This window comes from Antarcticirhabdus aurantiaca (genome assembly GCF_009765365.1).
GTDB classification, from domain to species: domain Bacteria; phylum Pseudomonadota; class Alphaproteobacteria; order Rhizobiales; family Rhizobiaceae; genus Antarcticirhabdus; species Antarcticirhabdus aurantiaca.
Window position 1 is genome coordinate 133,824 of sequence record NZ_VTOM01000009.1, and the last position, 17,243, is coordinate 151,066.

Here is a 17,243-nt window from a genome sequence, read left to right on the forward strand (position 1 = left end):
TTCCATTTTGAATGTCAACCGCTTGCGACCCGCAAACGAGCACGAGAGCGCCCTCCCCCAGGAGAACGCCCTTATCGCGCCGGCGTTTACCGGACCTGACCTTTCGGCTGGCTTGTCCAACCGTCAGATCGCTTTCGCGCCGCGACCCGAAAGGATCCCGTAGCCTTCGATCAACGCTTCGATCGCCGTCGCGTCCTCGATTTCACGTTTGACTTCAAGCATATGTTGCAAGGTCAGCTCGGTCGGCTCGGTGCCGAGCTGCTCTTCCGCCTGCTTCAGTTCCCTATGTAAGGATCGGAATCGGTGCTGCAAGTGAAGCGCCTGCCGCACCGCTTCGCGGGCGTCTTCCGGCGCCGCGTCCGCCAGAACCGACCATTCCCGAACGAGCCGCATGCGCGTCTCCGCCTCGTCGAACAGCCCGATCGCGCCGCGTCGTTGCAGCGCGCTCAGGAGATCGTCGCGGTCGCGCGGCGCTTCCTCGGCGTAGACGTCGAGCACGACGCTGCGCAGCCGTTCCAGCGTAGCGTCGGCGAGCTCCAGCCCGGCGAAGTAGTCGAACGCTTCTTCGAACAGGACCGGATGGTTGATGAAGCCGACAACGATGGTGGTTTCCCGCCGGCTCGGCGCGGCCGTGGCCGTGGCCGACTCGGTGCGAGTGAGGCTGGAACGGGCGAGCCGGTCCGAGACGGCCGCGCGCCGCCCGGCGCCGCCGGGCCCGTGGCCGCCCTGCCCGCCATTCTTCTTCCAGCCGCCGCCTCCGCCGCGGTCGTTCCGGTTGAAGCCGCCGTCGCGCCGCTGGTTTCCGGCGGCCGGCGCGCCGAAGAAGGCGGACAGGCGCTCATCGACGTCCTGCAGATAATGACGCCGCACGCTCTCGTCGCCGACCTGTCGCACCAGCGACTTCAAGCGCTTTTCGAGGTCTGCGCGGCGTTCGGGCGTGTCGAAGCTCGCGCCGGCGGTTTCGCGCATCCACAGGAGATCGGCGAGCGGCCGGGCGCCCTCCAGCACCCGGTTGAACGCTTCCGCGCCGCCATCGCGCACCACGTCGTCCGGGTCCTTGCCGGTCGGCAGCATGACGAAGCGCAGCGACTGCCCCGGCTTCAGGAGCGGCAGAGCCACCTCCGCCGCGCGGTGCGCCGCCTTGGTGCCCGCCGCGTCGCCGTCGAAGCACAGGATCGGCTCGGGCACGCTTTTCCAGAGAAGCTCCAGCTGGCGATCGGTCAGCGCCGTGCCGAGCGGCGCGACGGCGTGCTCGAAGCCGTACTGGTGCAGCATGATGGCGTCGACGTAGCCTTCGACGACGAGGAGCGTGCCCGTCTGGCGCGCCGCGCGCCGGGCGCGGGCGATGTTGAAGAGCGTCGAGCCCTTCACGAAGACCTCGGTCTCCGGCGAGTTCAAGTACTTGGCCTGCGCGTCCGCGGACATGGCGCGCCCGCCGAAGGCGATGACGCGCTCGCGCGTGTCGAGGATCGGGAAGATGATCCGGTCGCGGAAGCGGTCGTAAGAGACGGCCACGTTCTCGTGGATCACCAGTCCCGCCGCCTCGATCTCCGCCTTGCCGACGCCCTTGGAGACGAGGTGCTCCTTCAAACGATTGCGCGACTCGGGGGCGTAGCCGATGCCGAAGACAGCCTGGGTGGCGGGCGAGAGGCCGCGGTCGCGCAGGTAGGCGCGCGCCTTGGCGCCGTCGCCCTCCTGAAGCTGGGCACGAAAGAAGTCCGCGGCAATCCGCAGCGCGTCGAAGATCGTCGCGCGCTGCGCTTCGCGCTTCTCCGCCTCGGGGTCGCGCGCCGGCATCGGCAGGCCCGCCTCGGCCGCCAAGCGCTCGACGGCTTCCGGAAAGGCCATGCCCTCGCAGTCGGTCAGGAAGCGGAACACGTCGCCGGACACGCCGCAGCCGAAGCAGTGGTAGCGCCCCTTGACGTCCTCGCAGTGGAAGGACGGCGACCTCTCGCCGTGGAACGGGCAGCAGGCCCAGTAATCACCCTTGCCGGGCTGTGTCTTTCGGCGGTCCCAGGTGACCCGCCGGCCGATGACGTCCGAGATCTTCACCCGGTCGCGGATGTCGTCGAGAAAGGACGGGGCGAATCGCATGGTGCGCATTATAACGCCTCCGCCCGGGAAAATGGTTAATCGCGTCGCGCCGCCTTGCCTCGGCGGGGCACGGGCGGTCTATCTCTACGGCCTCGGCCCCGGAGATCCGCCCATGCTGCCCGCCCTCACCGCCATCCTGCTATGTCAGCTCGCGGGCGAGACGATCGCCGCCGCGACGGGCCTGCCCCTGCCGGGCCCGGTGATCGGCATGGCGATCCTGTTCCTCGTCCTCCTGCTGCGCGGCTCCGTTCCGACCGATCTCGGCCAGGTCGGCGGCGCGCTCCTCGCCAACCTGTCGCTGCTCTTCGTCCCGGCCGGCGTCGGCATCATGACCCACGCGGCCCGGCTCGAAGCGGAGGCGCTCCCGCTCGGCGCAACGCTCGTTCTCTCGACGCTCGCGACGATCGCCGTCACCGGCCTCGTCATGAACAGGCTCGGCCGGACGGGGAGGCGAACCGATGGGTGAGCGGCTTTCCGACATCTGGGTCTATCTCGCGGCCAGTCCTCTCCTCGCCCTGACGATGACGCTCGTCGCCTTTCAGGCCGCGAGCTGGATCCACGTCAAGGCGGGCCGTCCCGCCCTCCTCAACCCGGTGCTTCTGACGGTCGCCGCCGTCGTCGCCGTCCTCGTCCTCACCGGTACGAGCTACGAGACCTATTTCGAGGGCGCGCAGTTCATCCACTTCCTGCTCGGCCCGGCGACGGTCGCGCTCGCCATCCCGCTCTATCGGCAGTTCGAGCGCGTGAAGCGCTCCGCCTTCGCCGTCGCGGCCAGCCTCCTCGCGGGCTCGCTCTCGGCGATCCTCGCCTCGCTCGGTGCCGGCCTCGTCTTCGGGGTCGATGCGGCGTCGCTCGTCAGCCTCGCGCCGAAGTCCGCGACCGCGCCCGTCGCGATGGGAATCGCCGAGAAGCTGGGCGGCCTGCCCTCCCTGACGGCCGTCTTCGTGATCCTCACCGGCATTCTCGGCGCCTCGCTCGGGCCGCCGCTGCTCTCGCTCCTGCGCGTCCGCGACGAGGCGGCGCGGGGCCTTGCCATCGGCACGGCCTCGCACGGCATCGGCACCGCCCGGGCGCTGCAGGACAGCGAGGTGGCGGGCGCCTTTTCGGGGTTGGCGATGGGCCTCAACGCCCTGGCCACCGCCCTTCTCGTGCCGATCGTCTGGGCGCTGCTATTCTAGCGGCGTGTCCGGCCCCGGCGCCTTCAGCCGGTCGTTCAGCACCTTGTAGCGCAGCCACACCACGCCCTTGTCTCGCTGCGTGACGGACTGGAGCTCCAGCGGGCGCGAGCCCGCCCAGGCGCCGGACACGTCGAAGAGCGAGGGCGCCTTCGCCCGTCCGTCCGTGACCGGCACGACGGCGACGGACAACTCGTCGACGAGCCCGGCATTCATCAGGGAGCCGTTGACGCCGCCGCCGCCCTCGACGAGCAGGCGCTCGATGCCGAGCTCGCGATTGAGCGTCTCGAGGACGGCGGCGAAGTCGATCTCGTCATCGCCGCCGAAGACGTAGGAGACGCCGGTCTTTTGCAGGAAGGCGAGATAGTCGTCGGACACCTGCCGCGACAGGATCGCGATCACCGGCTCGCCGTCGATCGCGCCGCTCTTCCAGGCGATCCGGCCGGATCGGTCGACGGCGACGGCGTAGCTCTTGGCGCCCTTTCCCTCGAACCAGTCGGTCCGCTCGACGGGGCCGGTGGCCAGCCCCTTCTCCCATTCGCCCTCGCCGTCGAAATCGCGCTCGATGGTCACGCGGCCGACGAGCCAGGCGTCACCCGCGATCTCGTCGTGGATCGTCTCGAAGATCGAGGAGGGATCGTCGATCGCCCAGCCCTCCGTGCGGACGCGGCCGTCGATCGAGATCATCATGTGGCAGAGGACGTGGGGTTTCATCGGGGCTCGCTTCGCGCGTCTCGGAAGCGGTTGGAAGCCGGACAAGGCGCCGGGGGTTCCCGGCGCCTCGATGATCAGCGCAGCAGTTCCTTCACGACGCCGCTCGCCCGGGCGAAGTCCATCTGCCCGGCATAGCGCTCCTTGAGCGCGCTCATGCAGCGGCCGACGTCGCGCAGTCCCTGGGCGTTGGTGTCGGCCACGACCTGCCGGCAGGCCGCCTCGACCGCGTTCGGGTCGAGCTGCGCAGGCAGGAACTCCTCGATGATCGCGATCTCCTCGCGCTCCTGCGCGGCGAGTTCGGCGCGGCCGTTGTCCTCGTAGATCTTGGCCGATTCCTGCCGCTGCTTCACCATCTTGGTGAGGACCTGGCGGATCTCGTCGTCGGTCAAGGGGTCCTTGCCCGCGCCGCGCTGGGCGATGTCGCGATCCTTGATGGCGGCGGTGATCAGGCGCAACGTGCCCATCCGAAGCTTGTCCTGCGCCTTGATGGCCTGGTTGAGGGCCTCGGTGAAGATTTCACGCATGGAAGCGACTTTCCGAAAAAATACGAGACGGCGCGGCGCGCGGGTTCTCCCCGCCGCCCGCGCCGCTTGGGCGCGAGGGTAGACCGGATCGAGCTGTCGCGAAACGGGAGGGAGGCGGCCCGCGGGGCGCCGCGCCGCATATGGGAATTCGTTGATCGCGGCTCAAGCGGCTTGCATCGGCGGCCCGGCGCGGCGATATGGAGCCTTCAGCGAACCCATGCACCGCCGACACCCCGGACCGAGCCGCGCCTGCCGCGCACCTCGTCCCGGATCTCGGCCGCGCGACGATGTTGAGGAGCCGAGCCATGACCGAGGGCTGGACCAGACGAATTCCCACCGCCCTGCTCGTTCTCGCGGACGGCACCGTGATCGAGGGCGACGGGCTCGGCGCCGAGGGCGCCGTCGAGGGCGAGGTCTGCTTCAACACCTCGCTCACGGGCTACCAGGAGATCCTGACCGATCCGTCCTACGCCAAGCAGATCGTCACCTTCACCTTCCCCCACATCGGCAATGTGGGCGCGAACGAGGAGGACAGAGAGGATCTGGCTCCGGACGGCAGCGCCCGCGCCGTCGGCGCGATCTTCCGCGCCGAGGTGTCGGAGCCCTCCAACTACCGGTCGGTCGCCCATCTCGACGCCTGGCTGAAGAGCCACAACGTCGTGGCCCTCTCCGGCATCGACACGCGCGCCCTCACCGTTCTGATCCGCGAGAAGGGCATGCCCAATGCCGTGATCGCGCACAATGCCGAAGGCAAGTTCGACGTCGAGGCGTTGAAGGCCCGCGCGGCCGCCTGGGGCGGCATCGTCGGGCTCGATCTCGCCAAGGAGGCGACCGGCGGCGAAGGCACGATCTGGAACGAGACGCCCTGGGCCTGGGGCGCCGGCTACGGCGCCGGTCAGGACCCGCGCTACACGATCGTCGCCATCGACTACGGCACGAAGCGCAACATCCTACGCCTCATGGCGGGCGGCGGCGCCAAGGTCGTGCTCGTGCCACCGACTGCGACGGCCGACGAGATCCTGTCGCACAAGCCGGACGGCGTCTTCCTGTCCAACGGTCCCGGCGACCCGGCGGCGACGGGCGAATACGCCGTGCCGGCGATCCGCGGCGTGATCGACGCGGGCGTGCCGACCTTCGGCATCTGCCTCGGCCACCAGATGCTGGCGCTGGCGCTCGGCGGCCGCACCGAGAAGATGCACCAGGGCCATCACGGGGCGAACCACCCGGTGAAGGACTTCACCACCGGCAAGGTCGAGATCGTCTCGATGAACCACGGCTTCGCCGTTGCGGCCGACTCGCTGCCGGAGGGCGTCGAGGAGACTCATCGCTCGCTGTTCGACGGCACCAATTGCGGCCTGCGCCTCAAGAACAAGCCGGTCTTCTCCGTGCAGCACCATCCCGAGGCCTCCCCCGGCCCGCAGGACTCGCACTACCTCTTCAAGCGCTTCTTCGACCTCATCGACGAGCACAAGGCCGAAACCGCCGCCTGAAGGCTTTCGAACCGCAGACATGACAAGGGCGCCGGACGGATGACGTTCGGCGCCCTTTTCAGTTTTCGCCCCCCGAGGAACGGGGATGGCTCATGCGCTGCGGAACAGGAGGGCCAGCCGCTTCACGAAGCTGCGGAAGCCGCAGCTGAAGGTTGCGTGACGATGAAGGTCGTCCCGATCCCGGTCTGCGCCGACCGCCGAGCGGGCAATGACGATATCTGCGAGCATGGCGTGAACTCCTCAACTGACTGGACCGAAAACCTCGTCCGCTGTCCAAAAACGACGCCCCGCCATAACCTTGGGGCACTTCCGATGATATGTGCACTTCGTGCGCATTTGCAAGGAGATTTGGCGCACTTTGTGCGGCTTGTTGACGCGATTCGCTCAGCCGGCTTCAGGAGGGCCCAACCCGCGCGAAATTGACGCCGGCCAACCACTCATTGTAGGTCCTCGGGCTTGACCGAATCTGAAACGGTGCGACCCTGCGGGCGATTCGAAGGCGCGATCGATGAATGCCGACTCGTTCAAGGCCTGGCGGAAATCGCTCGGGCTGAAGCAGAAGGACGCGGCCGAGAAGCTAGGCCTGAAAAAGCGCGTCATCCAGTACTACGAGAAGGGTCATCGCGACGGGAAGGACATCGAGATCCCGAAGACCGTGGAGCTCGCCTGCCTCGCGCTCGCCTTGGGGTTCGAGTCCTATGACGGCCAGCCCCTGCGCGGTTCGACCCTCCTGATCCCGGCGCAGGGCACCCTCGCCGACAATCGCCCCGAGCCGGAGCATGCCGCGCGCGAGGCCTGACCTCGGCCGCTCACTTTCGGGGTTCCGTCGCCGGGCACGCTTGCCTATAAGGCGCCTCTAGCCAGACAGACGAAGCCGAACGCGCCGGACAGCGGCCGGGGTCATGCCCCGCGCCGCCGACAGGCGCAGGCGAAGACGCGCGAGAACCCGCATGCCCAAACGCACCGACATTCAATCGATCCTCATCATCGGTGCAGGGCCGATCGTCATCGGTCAGGCCTGCGAGTTCGATTATTCCGGCACGCAGGCCTGCAAGGCGCTGAAGGCGGAAGGCTACCGGATCATCCTGGTCAACTCGAATCCGGCGACGATCATGACCGATCCGGATCTCGCCGACGCGACCTATATCGAGCCGATCACGCCCGAGGTCGTCGCCAAGATCGTCGCCAAGGAGCGCCCCGACGCGATCCTGCCGACCATGGGCGGCCAGACCGCGCTGAACACCGCCCTGTCGCTCAAGCGCATGGGCGTCCTCGACAAGTACAACGTCGAGATGATCGGCGCCGACGCGACGGCGATCGACAAGGCCGAGGACCGCGCCCTCTTCCGCGAGGCCATGGCCAAGATCGGCCTGGAAACGCCGAAGTCCTTCCTCGCCAACGCGACGGAGGCGAAGGCCGCCGACAAGCGCCAGATCGAGAGCCTTCGCGCCGAGGTGATCCGCACGACCGAGCCCGGCCCGGCGCGCGACGAAGCGCTCGCCAAGGTCGAGGCCGAGTGGGCGGCGGGCGAGAGCGACCGCAAGCAGCGGCACGTCGCGCGCGGCCTCGCCGCCGCGGCCGAGGCGCTCGACCATGTCGGCCTTCCCGCCATCATCCGCCCCTCCTTCACGCTCGGCGGCACCGGCGGCGGCATCGCCTACAACCGCTCGGAGTTCTTCGAGATCGTCGAAGGCGGCCTCGACGCCTCTCCGACGACCGAGGTGCTGATCGAGGAGTCGGTGCTCGGCTGGAAGGAATACGAGATGGAGGTGGTCCGCGACCGTGCGGACAACTGCATCATCGTCTGCTCGATCGAGAACGTCGATCCGATGGGCGTCCACACCGGCGACTCCATCACCGTCGCGCCGGCGCTGACGCTGACGGACAAGGAATACCAGATCATGCGCAACGCGAGCATCGCGGTGCTGCGCGAGATCGGCGTCGAGACCGGCGGCTCCAACGTTCAGTTCGCCGTGAACCCGGAGAACGGGCGCCTCGTCGTGATCGAGATGAACCCGCGTGTGTCGCGCTCCTCCGCGCTCGCCTCGAAGGCCACCGGCTTCCCGATCGCCAAGATCGCGGCCAAGCTCGCCGTCGGCTACACGCTGGATGAGCTCGACAACGACATCACGGGCGGCGCAACGCCGGCGTCCTTCGAGCCGACGATCGACTACGTCGTGACCAAGATCCCGCGCTTCGCCTTCGAGAAGTTTCCCGGCGCCGAGCCCACGCTGACCACGGCCATGAAGTCGGTCGGCGAGGTCATGGCGATCGGGCGCACCTTCGAGGAGTCGCTCCAGAAGGCGCTGCGCGGCCTCGAGACCGGCCTCGACGGTCTCGACGAGATCGTCATCCCTGGCCTCGGCGAGGACGACGACAAGAACGCCGTGCGTGCCGCGCTCGGCAAGCCGACGCCCGATCGCCTGCGCATGGTGGCGCAGGCCCTGCGCATGGGCACCAGCCCCGAGCAGGTCCACCAGTCCTGCCGCATCGACCCCTGGTTCATCGCGCGCCTTCAGCACATCGTCGACACGGAAGCGCGGATCGCCGAGCACGGACTGCCCGGGGACGTCGACAATCTGCGCCACCTCAAGAGCATGGGCTTCTCGGACGCGCGCCTCGCCAAGCTGGCGAATACGAGCGAAGCCGAGGTCGCGGCGCTGCGCGAGCGGCTCGACGTCCATCCCGTCTTCAAGCGCATCGACACCTGCGCCGCCGAGTTCGCCTCGCCGACGCCCTACATGTATTCGACCTACGAGCGCCCCTTCGCCGGCGCCATGCGCTCCGAGGCCGATGTGTCCGACAAGCGCAAGGTCGTGATCCTCGGCGGCGGCCCGAACCGCATCGGCCAGGGCATCGAGTTCGACTATTGCTGCTGCCACGCCGCCTTCGCGCTTCAGGACGCGGGCTTCGAGGCGATCATGGTCAACTGCAATCCCGAGACCGTCTCGACCGACTACGACACCTCCGACCGCCTCTACTTCGAGCCGCTGACCGCCGAGGACGTCCTCGAGATCCTGCGCGTCGAGAAGGAGCGCGGCACGCTTCACGGCGTCATCGTGCAATTCGGCGGCCAGACGCCGCTGAAGCTTGCCGAAGCGCTGGAAAAGGCCGGCATCCCGATCCTCGGGACGTCGCCGGACGCGATCGACCTCGCCGAGGACCGCGACCGCTTCCAGAAGCTCCTTCACGATCTCGGCCTGAAGCAGCCCGAGAACGGCATCGCGCGCTCCGTCGAGGAAGCCCGCGCGATCGTCGAGCGGGTCGGCTATCCCGTCGTCGTGCGCCCCTCCTACGTGCTGGGCGGCCGGGCGATGGAGATCGTGCGCGCCGACGCGCAGTTCGAGCGCTACATGAAGGAGGCCGTGGTCGTCTCCGGCAAGTCGCCGGTGCTGATCGACTCCTATCTTTCCAACGCCATCGAGGTCGACGTCGACTGTCTCTGCGACGGCGAAGACACGCACGTCGCAGGCATCATGGAGCACATCGAGGAGGCCGGCATCCATTCCGGCGATTCGGCCTGCTCGCTGCCCGTCCATTCGCTGTCGCCGGAGATCGTCGCGGAGCTCGAGCGCCAGTCGCGCGAGCTCGCCCTCGCGCTCAAGGTCGGCGGCCTGATGAACGTCCAGTTCGCCATCAAGGACGACGTCATCTACGTCCTCGAAGTGAACCCGCGCGCCTCGCGCACCGTGCCCTTCGTCGCGAAGACCGTCGGCTCGCCGATCGCCAAGGTCGCCGCCCGCGTCATGGCCGGCGAGAGCCTCGAAGCGGCGCTCGCCGCCTATGGCGGCCGGCCGGACTTCAAGTCGCTGCGCCATATCGCGGTGAAGGAAGCCGTCTTCCCCTTCGCCCGCTTCCCCGGCGTCGACACCCTGCTCGGCCCCGAGATGCGCTCGACGGGCGAGGTCATGGGCCTCGACACGGACTACGCCGTCGCCTTCGCCAAGTCGCAGCTCGGCGCCGGCGTGGACCTGCCGCGCGAGGGCACCGTGTTCGTGTCCGTGCGCGACGAGGACAAGGCGCGCGTTCTGGAGCCGGTGAAGCGCCTGCGCGAGCTGGGTTTCCGCGTCATCGCGACGGGGGGCACGCAGCGCTTCCTCGTGGAAAACGGCATCGAGGCGGAGAAGATCAACAAGGTGCTGGAAGGCCGTCCGCACATCGAGGACGCGCTGCGCAACCGGCAGGTGCACCTCGTGTTCAACACGACGGAAGGCGCCAAGGCCCTGTCCGACTCGCGCTCGCTGCGGCGCGCGGCGCTGACGCACAAGGTGCCCTACTACACGACGCTCTCCGGCATGATCGCGGCGGCGGAAGCGATCCAGGCCCTGCGCGCCGGAAATCTTGAAGTGCGGCCGCTCCAGGCCTACTTCACGGCCGCTTGATCCTGTGATCGTCTTGGGCTCTGCTGACGATCGGAGTCGAGCGTCGAGCCCGAACCTGCGGCAGGCCTCGGACGATCGCGTCCGGGGCCGGCTTTCTTTTTAGCATCGGCCGAACTCGATCGGCTGCGACAACGTGAAGGGAGGCGGCCGGCGCATCAGCCGGCCGACCGGAAAGGTGGAGACCATGGAAAAGGTCCCGATGACCGAGAGGGGTTACGCGGAGCTCAAGGAAGAGCTGCGCCGGCGCCAGCAGGAAGAGCGGCCGCGCATCATCCAGGCCATCGCCGAGGCGCGCGCCCACGGAGACCTTTCCGAGAACGCCGAGTACCACGCCGCCAAGGAATCGCAGAGCCTGAACGAGGGCCGCATCTCCGAGCTGGAGGACCTGACGGCCCGCGCCGAGGTCATCGACGTGTCGAAACTGTCCGGCGACCGGATCAAGTTCGGCGCGACGGTGAAGCTCGTCGACGAGGACACCGAGGAGGAAAGGACCTACCAGATCGTCGGCGATCAGGAAGCCGACGTGAAGAAGGGCCGCATCTCCATTTCCTCGCCCATCGCCCGCGCCCTCATCGGCAAGGGCGAAGGCGACACGGTCGAGGTGGCCGCTCCCGGCGGCGCCCGCTCCTACGAGGTGATCCAGGTCCGCTGGGCCTGAGCACGGTTCTTCGGGGAGCAACGATGGCGACGTTCGAACGGGCGCTCGCGCTGGCGCGCGAGGCCCATGCCGGCCAGATCGACAAGGCCGGCGCGCCCTACATCGCGCATGTCGAGCGTGTCGCGGCCGGCGTCCACCGGCCGGACGAGAAGATCGTCGCCATCCTCCACGATGTCGTCGAGGACAACCCGGACTGGACCGTCGAGCGCCTGTCGGCGGAAGGCTTCTCCGACCGCATCGTGGCGGCCGTCGACGCGCTGACCAGGCGGGAGGGCGAGGACTATTTCGACTTCGTCCGGCGGGCGATGGCCGATCCCCTCGCCCGTCCCGTCAAGCGCGCCGACCTTCTCGACAACCTCGACAAGACCCGGCTGTCCGCCGTGACGCCCGAGGCCGAGGCGCGCATGGAGCGCTATCGACGGGCCCTCGCCATGATCGACGAGGCCGGGGCGCCGAAGGCGTGAACCCGCGCGACATCGACGTCCTTGCGCCCAACTTCAAGCGGCGCCTGTCCGGCGTCACCTCCACCGTCATCCAGCTCGTTCCCGAGCAAGCGAAGCGGCTTCGCATCGCGGTCGTCGGCCCCGGCCTGCCGGAGACCCTGCCGCGGCTGCGCCTGCACCAGCTGCCGGCCCTTTGGCGCCGGCCGGCGAGCGGCAGGCCGTTCCGCATCTGGCACGCGCGGCGCAACGTCGAGATGCTGGCGGGGATCGTCCTGCGCGATGCCCTGCGCATGCCGCTGCGCCTCGTCTTCACCTCCGCCGCCCAGCGCCATCACACGGCCTATACCCGCCGCCTGATCCGTCGCATGGACGCGGTGATCGCGACGAGCGGGCGCAGCGCCGCCTTTCTGGAGCAGCCGGCGACGGTCGTCATGCACGGCATCGATCTCGCCCGCTTCGGTCCGGACGGACCGCTGCCGCAGGACGATCTGGCCCGGCGCCTCGCCGGCCGACGCGTCGTCGGCTGTTCGGGCCGCATCCGGCACCAGAAGGGCACCGACGTCTTCGTCGAGGCGATGATCGACCTCCTGCCGCGCCATGCCGACTGGGCGGCGGTGATCACCGGGCGCACGACGCCCGAGAATGCGGGCTTCGAGGCGGGGCTTCGCGAGCGGATCGCGGCGGCGGGCCTGACGGACCGCATCCACTTCGCCGGCGAGGTGCCGGACGTCGCCGCCTGGTTCCGCCGCTTCGACCTCTACGTCGCCCCGCCCCGCAACGAGGGCTTCGGCCTGACGCCGCTGGAAGCGATGGCGAGCGGCACGCCGGTCATCGCGAGCGATGCCGGCGCCTTTCGCGAGCTGATCGCCGAGGGCGTCACCGGCGCCGTCGTGCCGGCGGACGACGCGCTGGCCCTCGCCCGAGCCGCTGAGCCCTTCATGGCGGATCCCGCCCGGCTCGCCGCGGCCGGCGAGGCCGCCCTCGCCCATGTCCGCAGCCACTTCCCCCTGTCGCGCGAGGCGGCGGCGATCGAGGCCGTCTACGAGTCGCTCTGGGCGTCCGCCGCCGCGAGGGCCTGAGCGAACTCGCCGACGTTCAGCTCGGGCTCGCGCAGCTGCAGCGTCCAGGCGCGCGCCAACTGGAGCCGTGCGAGCCGCACCTGCGTGGCCAGCCGGCGCATGTGGAAAGGCACCGTTTCCCGGGTCACCGGCAGCCGGGCGCGCGGCTGGTGGATCTGCGTCGAGACGTCGATGCCGGGATCGACGCCGAACCCCTTCAGGATATGGGCCTGGACGGCGAGCGCCGGCTCGGCCTGCACCATGTCGAGCCCCGAGGAGAAGAGGAACGCGTCGCTCGGCGCGGCCAGGCGTTCCGCCCGCATCAGCAGCCGCTCGGCTCCGCGCGGCGAGACGTAGTAGGCGGCCGAGCCCGACTTGTCGCGCGCGACGAGCGACAGGCGGCCGACGGCATGCTGGACCGGTGCGACGCGCCGGAAGAACTTGCGTCGGCCGGCATGTTCGAGGTTGCAGAGGTCGTAGGATCGCGGCGGATCGGCGAGAAAGGCCGGGAGGCGCGGCGACAGCACCGCGTCGTCCTCAAGGACGACGAGGCCGTCCGAACTCTCCGCAGCCCGCTGCCAAAGCGCTTTGTGCGACAGGAACAGCGCGAGCTCCGGCCCGGTGATCGGCCGCTCCCAAAGGCGCGACAGGCGAGCCGCCTGGTTGGCCGGGATATCCACCGGGGTCAGCGCAGGAAAGCGCTCCAGGACCAGCCCGAGCGCCCGTCCCTGCCGCTCCAAGAAGCGGCGGCGCTCCGCGGCCCGGTCGAGGTTGATGAACAGGATCGGTATGGCGTCCACGCTCAGCGCATCCAGATCGAGGGCAGGAACAGGATCACGACGGTGACGATCTCCAGGCGGCCGAGCAGCATGATGGCCGTCAGCACCCAGAGCTGCGCGTCGGTGAGGCTGGAAAAATCGCCCGCCGGCCCGATGACCGGCCCGAAGCCCGGTCCGACGTTGGACAGGCTGGTGAGCGTGCCGGAAAAGGCCGTGAGGAGGTCAAGCCCGAGCACGCCGAGGACAACGGTGCCGATCAGCAGCACCCCGAAATACAGGAAGAAGAAGATCGTGACGGCCTGCACCGCCTGCGGCTGGATCTCGCTCTCTCCGTAGCGCAGGCGGATCACGGCATGGGGGCGCACCAGGCGGCGGAACGAGGCGTCGACGAGCTTGTAGAGGACGACGAGCCGGTTCGCCTTGATGCCGCCTGCCGTCGAGCCGGCGCAGCCGCCGAGAAACAGCGCGATAAAGAACAGCCCCACCGCCGCTTCCGACCAGCGCGTGTAGTCGTCCGACACGAAGCCGGTCGTCGAGAGCAGCGAAACGAGGCCGAAGCTCGACGTGATCAATGCCTCGCCGAACGGCACGCCCTCGATCAGCCGGCGCGACACCGCCAAAGCCAGGCTGAGCACCAGGCAGAGGACGAGGAAGACCGCGATCTGCGGGTCCCGGCGCCTTTGCGAGCGGGAGCCTGTGAAGGCGCGAACGTAGATGACGAAGGGCAGCGCGCCAAGGATCATGAAGAGTGTCGCGGCGACCAGGATCCGGTCGTCGTGGAAATAGCCGAGCGAAGCGTCGTGGGTGGAGAAGCCGCCCGTCGAGATGGTCGCCATGGCATGGTTGACCGCGTCGAAGACGCTCATGCCGAGCGCGGCGTAGGTCGCGGCGCAGAGAACCGTCAGCGCGCCGTAGGCGGCGGCGAGGCCGGCGGCGAGCTGGCGCGCCCGCGGCAGCACCTTGTCCGCCTTGTCCGAGCCTTCCATCTGGAACAGCGCCAGCCCGCCGATGCGCAGCTGCGGCAGGATCATGATCGCCATGACGACGATGCCGATGCCGCCGATCCAGTTGAGGAGCGAGCGCCAGAGGAGCAGCCCGGGCGGCAGGAGGTCGAGGCTGGAGATCACGCTCGCCCCGGTCGTGGTGAGGCCCGAGGTCGATTCGAAGACGGCCCCGGCGATGCTCAGCCCGGCGGACGAGAAGTAGAGCGGCAGCGCGCCCGCCAGCACCGTCACCACCCAGACCGTCGTCACGAGAAGGAAGCCGAGCCGCGCGTTGAAGCGCATGGGCTCGCCGCGGCTCGCCGCGCCCACCAGCGCGCCGACGGCTCCGATCAGGAAGGACGACAATGCGAAGACCCGCCAGTCCTCGTTGTCCTCAGCGAGATCGACGAGCGCCGGCAGAAGCATGGCGGCGGCGATGATCAGGCAGAACAGCGCCGAAACGTGGGAAACCGTCCTGATGATGGCGAACGTCCCCCGTACCCGGACCTGCGGCAGACACGCCGATGCCGTCCGCAGCCGCGGGTCTTATCCCCGACTCAGCGCCGCTTCAATCGCGCCGGACGGGCGAGCCGCGTTGCGGCTGTGCAACGCCTCGTCTATTGATCGATGCTGCCGCGCTCGCCATCTGCGAGGCGACGTCATCAGCGAGCGACAGTTATGACCGAACGCCACGCGCAGATCCTGATCCTCGGCTCTGGGCCGGCCGGCTACACCGCGGCGATCTACGCCGCGCGCGCCATGCTGAAGCCGATCCTCGTCTCCGGCCTCCAGGAAGGCGGCCAGCTGACGATCACGACGGACGTCGAGAATTATCCGGGCTTCGCCGATCCGATCCAGGGCCCCTGGCTCATGGAGCAGATGAAGGCGCAGGCGATCCACGTCGGCACCGAGATCGTCGGCGACCTCATCGTCAAGGCGGAGCTGAACGTCCACCCCTTCCGCCTCACCGGCGATTCGGGGACCGTCTACACCTGCGACGCGCTGATCGTGGCGACGGGCGCCCAGGCGCGCTGGCTGGGCCTGCCGAGCGAAGCCTTCTTCCAGGGCTTCGGCGTGTCGGCCTGCGCCACCTGCGACGGCTTCTTCTACCGCAACAAGGACGTGGTGGTGGTCGGCGGCGGCAACACCGCCGTCGAGGAGGCGCTCTACCTCGCCCACATCGCGAAGTCGGTGACGCTCGTTCACCGCCGCGGAGACCTGCGCGCCGAGCGGATCCTCCAGAACCGGCTGCTGGCCAAGGACAACGTGTCGGTGATCTGGAACGCCGAGGTCGACGAGGTTCTCGGCAAGACCGAGCCCTTCAAGTCGGTCACCGGCGTCCGGTTGAAGGACACGCGCACCGGCGAGACGCGGGAGCTGGCGACCGACGGCGTCTTCGTCGCCATCGGCCACACTCCGGCCGTCGAGCTCTTCACCGGCCAGCTCAGGCAGAAGCCGTCCGGCTACCTCTGGGTCGAGCCGGGCTCTGCGCGCACCTCGATCGAGGGCGTCTTCGCCGCGGGCGACGTCGCGGACGACGTCTACCGGCAGGCCGTGACCGCCGCGGGGCTCGGCTGCATGGCGGCGCTGGAGGCCGAGAAGTGGCTGGCGGCGCAGGGGCTCGAGGAGCAGCGGCAGGCTGCGGAATAAGCGCATCCGTCTAAGGCAAGCGGGGAACTAGCGGAACATGGCGCTCGACTGGGACAGGCTGCGGATCTTCCACGCGGCGGCCGAAGCCGGCTCCTTCACGCACGCGGCCGACGCGCTGAACCTCAGCCAGTCGGCGATCAGCCGTCAGGTGGCGGCGCTCGAGCAGGAGCTCGGCGCGCCGCTCTTCCATCGCCATGCGCGCGGCCTCGTCCTGTCCGAACAGGGCGAGCTCCTGTTCCAGACGGCGAGCGACGTGTTCAAGCGGCTCGAAGCCGTGCGGATGCAGCTCTCCGAAACCCAGGAGAAGCCGACCGGCAAGCTGCGCGTCACGACGACCGTCGGCCTGGGATCGGGCTGGCTGACCGAGCGCGCGACCGAATTCCTCGAGCTTTATCCCGAGGTCGAGCTGCAGCTCGTCTTCGACAACGAGGAAATCGACCTCACCATGCGCAAAGCGGACGCGGCGATCCGCCTGCGCCAGCCGCAGCAGCCGGACCTCATCCAGCGCCGGCTGTTCACCGTGCACCTCCACGTCTACGCCTCGGCGAGCTACATCCAGCGCTTCGGCAAGCCGGAAACGGCGGAAGACCTCGACCACCATCGCATCATCACCTTCGGCGAGCCCGCGCCGAACTACCTGCGCAACCTCAACACGCTGGAAACCATCGGCCTGCCGGACGGCCAGAACCGCAGCCCGATCCTCCAGATCAACAATCTCATGTCGATCCGCTCGGCCATCGAGAGCGGCATCGGCGTGGCGCTGCTGCCCGATTACATGATCGACAAGCGCTCGCGTCTGGTGCAGCTTCTGCCGGAGATCGAGCTGCCGACCTTCGACACCTACCTCTGCTACCCCGAACAGATGCGGGGCGCCGCCAAGCTGAAGGTCTTCCGCGACTTCCTGATCGCGAAGGCCCGCACCTGGAGCTTCTGAGCCATGACGTCCTCCCCTGCCTTCCGCACCATGACGGTCGATGAGGTGGAGCCGCTGCTCGGCGATCCCGAAACGGTGATCGTTGACGTGCGCGAGCCGCACGAGCTGGAAGCGACGGGCAAGATTCCCGGCGCGGTCGCCATCCCGCTCGGTCAGATCCCGGAAGCGCTGGCGGCGGGCAGCCCGCTGCGCGAGAGCGTCCTCGACGGCGACAAGACCGTCGTCTTCTACTGCGCCGCAGGCGCGCGCTCCGCGCGCGCCGCGGGTGCGGCGGCGGAAGCCGGCATCGGTCGGATCGTCAACATGCAGGGCGGTTTCAACGCCTGGGCTCAGGCCGCGCTGCCCGTCGAGGACTGAGG

At 68.9% G+C, this 17,243-nt stretch carries 16 protein-coding genes; 11 read left to right on the plus strand and 5 right to left on the minus strand.

The window, feature by feature from the left end; all coding sequences use genetic code 11:
- Nucleotides 1–123: 123 nt before the first annotated feature.
- Nucleotides 124–2,094: a DNA primase gene (gene dnaG, locus FZN60_RS12820; RefSeq protein ID WP_158873946.1), complete on the minus strand. Its 1,971-nt coding sequence runs from the start codon at nucleotides 2,092–2,094 to the stop codon at nucleotides 124–126.
- Between the two features lie 112 nt (nucleotides 2,095–2,206).
- Between dnaG and FZN60_RS12825 the strand changes: the two genes are divergently transcribed.
- On the plus strand, nucleotides 2,207–2,560 hold the full coding sequence (locus FZN60_RS12825) for a CidA/LrgA family protein (RefSeq protein WP_158873868.1): 354 nt from the start codon (nucleotides 2,207–2,209) through the stop codon (nucleotides 2,558–2,560).
- A complete protein-coding gene (locus FZN60_RS12830; protein WP_158873869.1) occupies nucleotides 2,553–3,272 on the plus strand; it encodes an LrgB family protein in 720 nt (239 codons plus the stop codon). The genes FZN60_RS12825 and FZN60_RS12830 overlap by 8 nt, the downstream gene beginning before the upstream one ends.
- Here the strand turns inward: FZN60_RS12830 and FZN60_RS12835 are convergent.
- Nucleotides 3,264–3,983 carry a dihydrofolate reductase family protein gene (locus FZN60_RS12835; RefSeq protein ID WP_158873870.1) on the minus strand — a complete coding sequence of 240 codons (720 nt, stop codon included), beginning with the start codon at nucleotides 3,981–3,983 and terminating at the stop codon, nucleotides 3,264–3,266. The two genes, FZN60_RS12830 and FZN60_RS12835, sit on opposite strands and share 9 nt — an antisense overlap.
- A gap of 74 nt (nucleotides 3,984–4,057) precedes the next feature.
- Nucleotides 4,058–4,507 (minus strand): GatB/YqeY domain-containing protein, encoded by a 450-nt coding sequence (locus FZN60_RS12840; RefSeq protein ID WP_158873871.1) that lies wholly within the window; start codon nucleotides 4,505–4,507, stop codon nucleotides 4,058–4,060.
- 305 nt (nucleotides 4,508–4,812) lie between these two features.
- Between FZN60_RS12840 and carA the strand changes: the two genes are divergently transcribed.
- From carA to FZN60_RS12875, 6 genes are all read left to right on the plus strand, one after another.
- Nucleotides 4,813–5,997, plus strand: a complete 1,185-nt coding sequence (carA, locus tag FZN60_RS12845) for a glutamine-hydrolyzing carbamoyl-phosphate synthase small subunit (protein ID WP_158873872.1) — start codon at nucleotides 4,813–4,815, stop codon at nucleotides 5,995–5,997.
- Nucleotides 5,998–6,505: 508 nt separating this feature from the next.
- Nucleotides 6,506–6,796 carry a helix-turn-helix domain-containing protein gene (locus FZN60_RS12855; RefSeq protein WP_158873874.1) on the plus strand — a complete coding sequence of 97 codons (291 nt, stop codon included), beginning with the start codon at nucleotides 6,506–6,508 and terminating at the stop codon, nucleotides 6,794–6,796.
- Nucleotides 6,797–6,947: 151 nt separating this feature from the next.
- On the plus strand, nucleotides 6,948–10,379 hold the full coding sequence (gene carB, locus FZN60_RS12860) for a carbamoyl-phosphate synthase large subunit (RefSeq protein WP_158873875.1): 3,432 nt from the start codon (nucleotides 6,948–6,950) through the stop codon (nucleotides 10,377–10,379).
- Between the two features lie 184 nt (nucleotides 10,380–10,563).
- Nucleotides 10,564–11,037: a transcription elongation factor GreA gene (gene greA / locus FZN60_RS12865; RefSeq protein WP_158873876.1), complete on the plus strand. Its 474-nt coding sequence runs from the start codon at nucleotides 10,564–10,566 to the stop codon at nucleotides 11,035–11,037.
- 23 nt (nucleotides 11,038–11,060) lie between these two features.
- Nucleotides 11,061–11,501 (plus strand): HD domain-containing protein, encoded by a 441-nt coding sequence (locus tag FZN60_RS12870; protein WP_158873877.1) that lies wholly within the window; start codon nucleotides 11,061–11,063, stop codon nucleotides 11,499–11,501.
- A complete protein-coding gene (locus FZN60_RS12875) occupies nucleotides 11,498–12,559 on the plus strand; it encodes a glycosyltransferase family 4 protein (protein ID WP_158873878.1) in 1,062 nt (353 codons plus the stop codon). The genes FZN60_RS12870 and FZN60_RS12875 overlap by 4 nt, the downstream gene beginning before the upstream one ends.
- Here the strand turns inward: FZN60_RS12875 and FZN60_RS12880 are convergent.
- Both FZN60_RS12880 and FZN60_RS12885 read right to left on the minus strand, forming a co-directional pair.
- Nucleotides 12,520–13,338: a glycosyltransferase family 25 protein gene (locus tag FZN60_RS12880; protein WP_158873879.1), complete on the minus strand. Its 819-nt coding sequence runs from the start codon at nucleotides 13,336–13,338 to the stop codon at nucleotides 12,520–12,522. The two genes, FZN60_RS12875 and FZN60_RS12880, sit on opposite strands and share 40 nt — an antisense overlap.
- 2 nt (nucleotides 13,339–13,340) lie before the next feature.
- Entirely contained in the window at nucleotides 13,341–14,738 is a 1,398-nt protein-coding gene (locus FZN60_RS12885) for a TrkH family potassium uptake protein (RefSeq protein ID WP_158873947.1), read from the minus strand.
- A 240-nt stretch (nucleotides 14,739–14,978) separates the two neighbouring features.
- On the opposite strand from FZN60_RS12885, the gene trxB reads away from it, so the two are divergent.
- Genes trxB through FZN60_RS12900 form a run of 3 tightly spaced genes read left to right on the plus strand, consistent with a single transcriptional unit; the run spans nucleotide 14,979 to nucleotide 17,241 of the window.
- Nucleotides 14,979–15,950, plus strand: a complete 972-nt coding sequence (gene trxB, locus FZN60_RS12890) for a thioredoxin-disulfide reductase (protein WP_158873880.1) — start codon at nucleotides 14,979–14,981, stop codon at nucleotides 15,948–15,950.
- Nucleotides 15,951–15,987: 37 nt separating this feature from the next.
- On the plus strand, nucleotides 15,988–16,884 hold the full coding sequence (locus tag FZN60_RS12895) for a LysR family transcriptional regulator (RefSeq protein WP_158873881.1): 897 nt from the start codon (nucleotides 15,988–15,990) through the stop codon (nucleotides 16,882–16,884).
- Nucleotides 16,885–16,887: 3 nt separating this feature from the next.
- Nucleotides 16,888–17,241: a rhodanese-like domain-containing protein gene (locus tag FZN60_RS12900; RefSeq protein WP_158873882.1), complete on the plus strand. Its 354-nt coding sequence runs from the start codon at nucleotides 16,888–16,890 to the stop codon at nucleotides 17,239–17,241.
- Nucleotides 17,242–17,243: the final 2 nt, after the last annotated feature.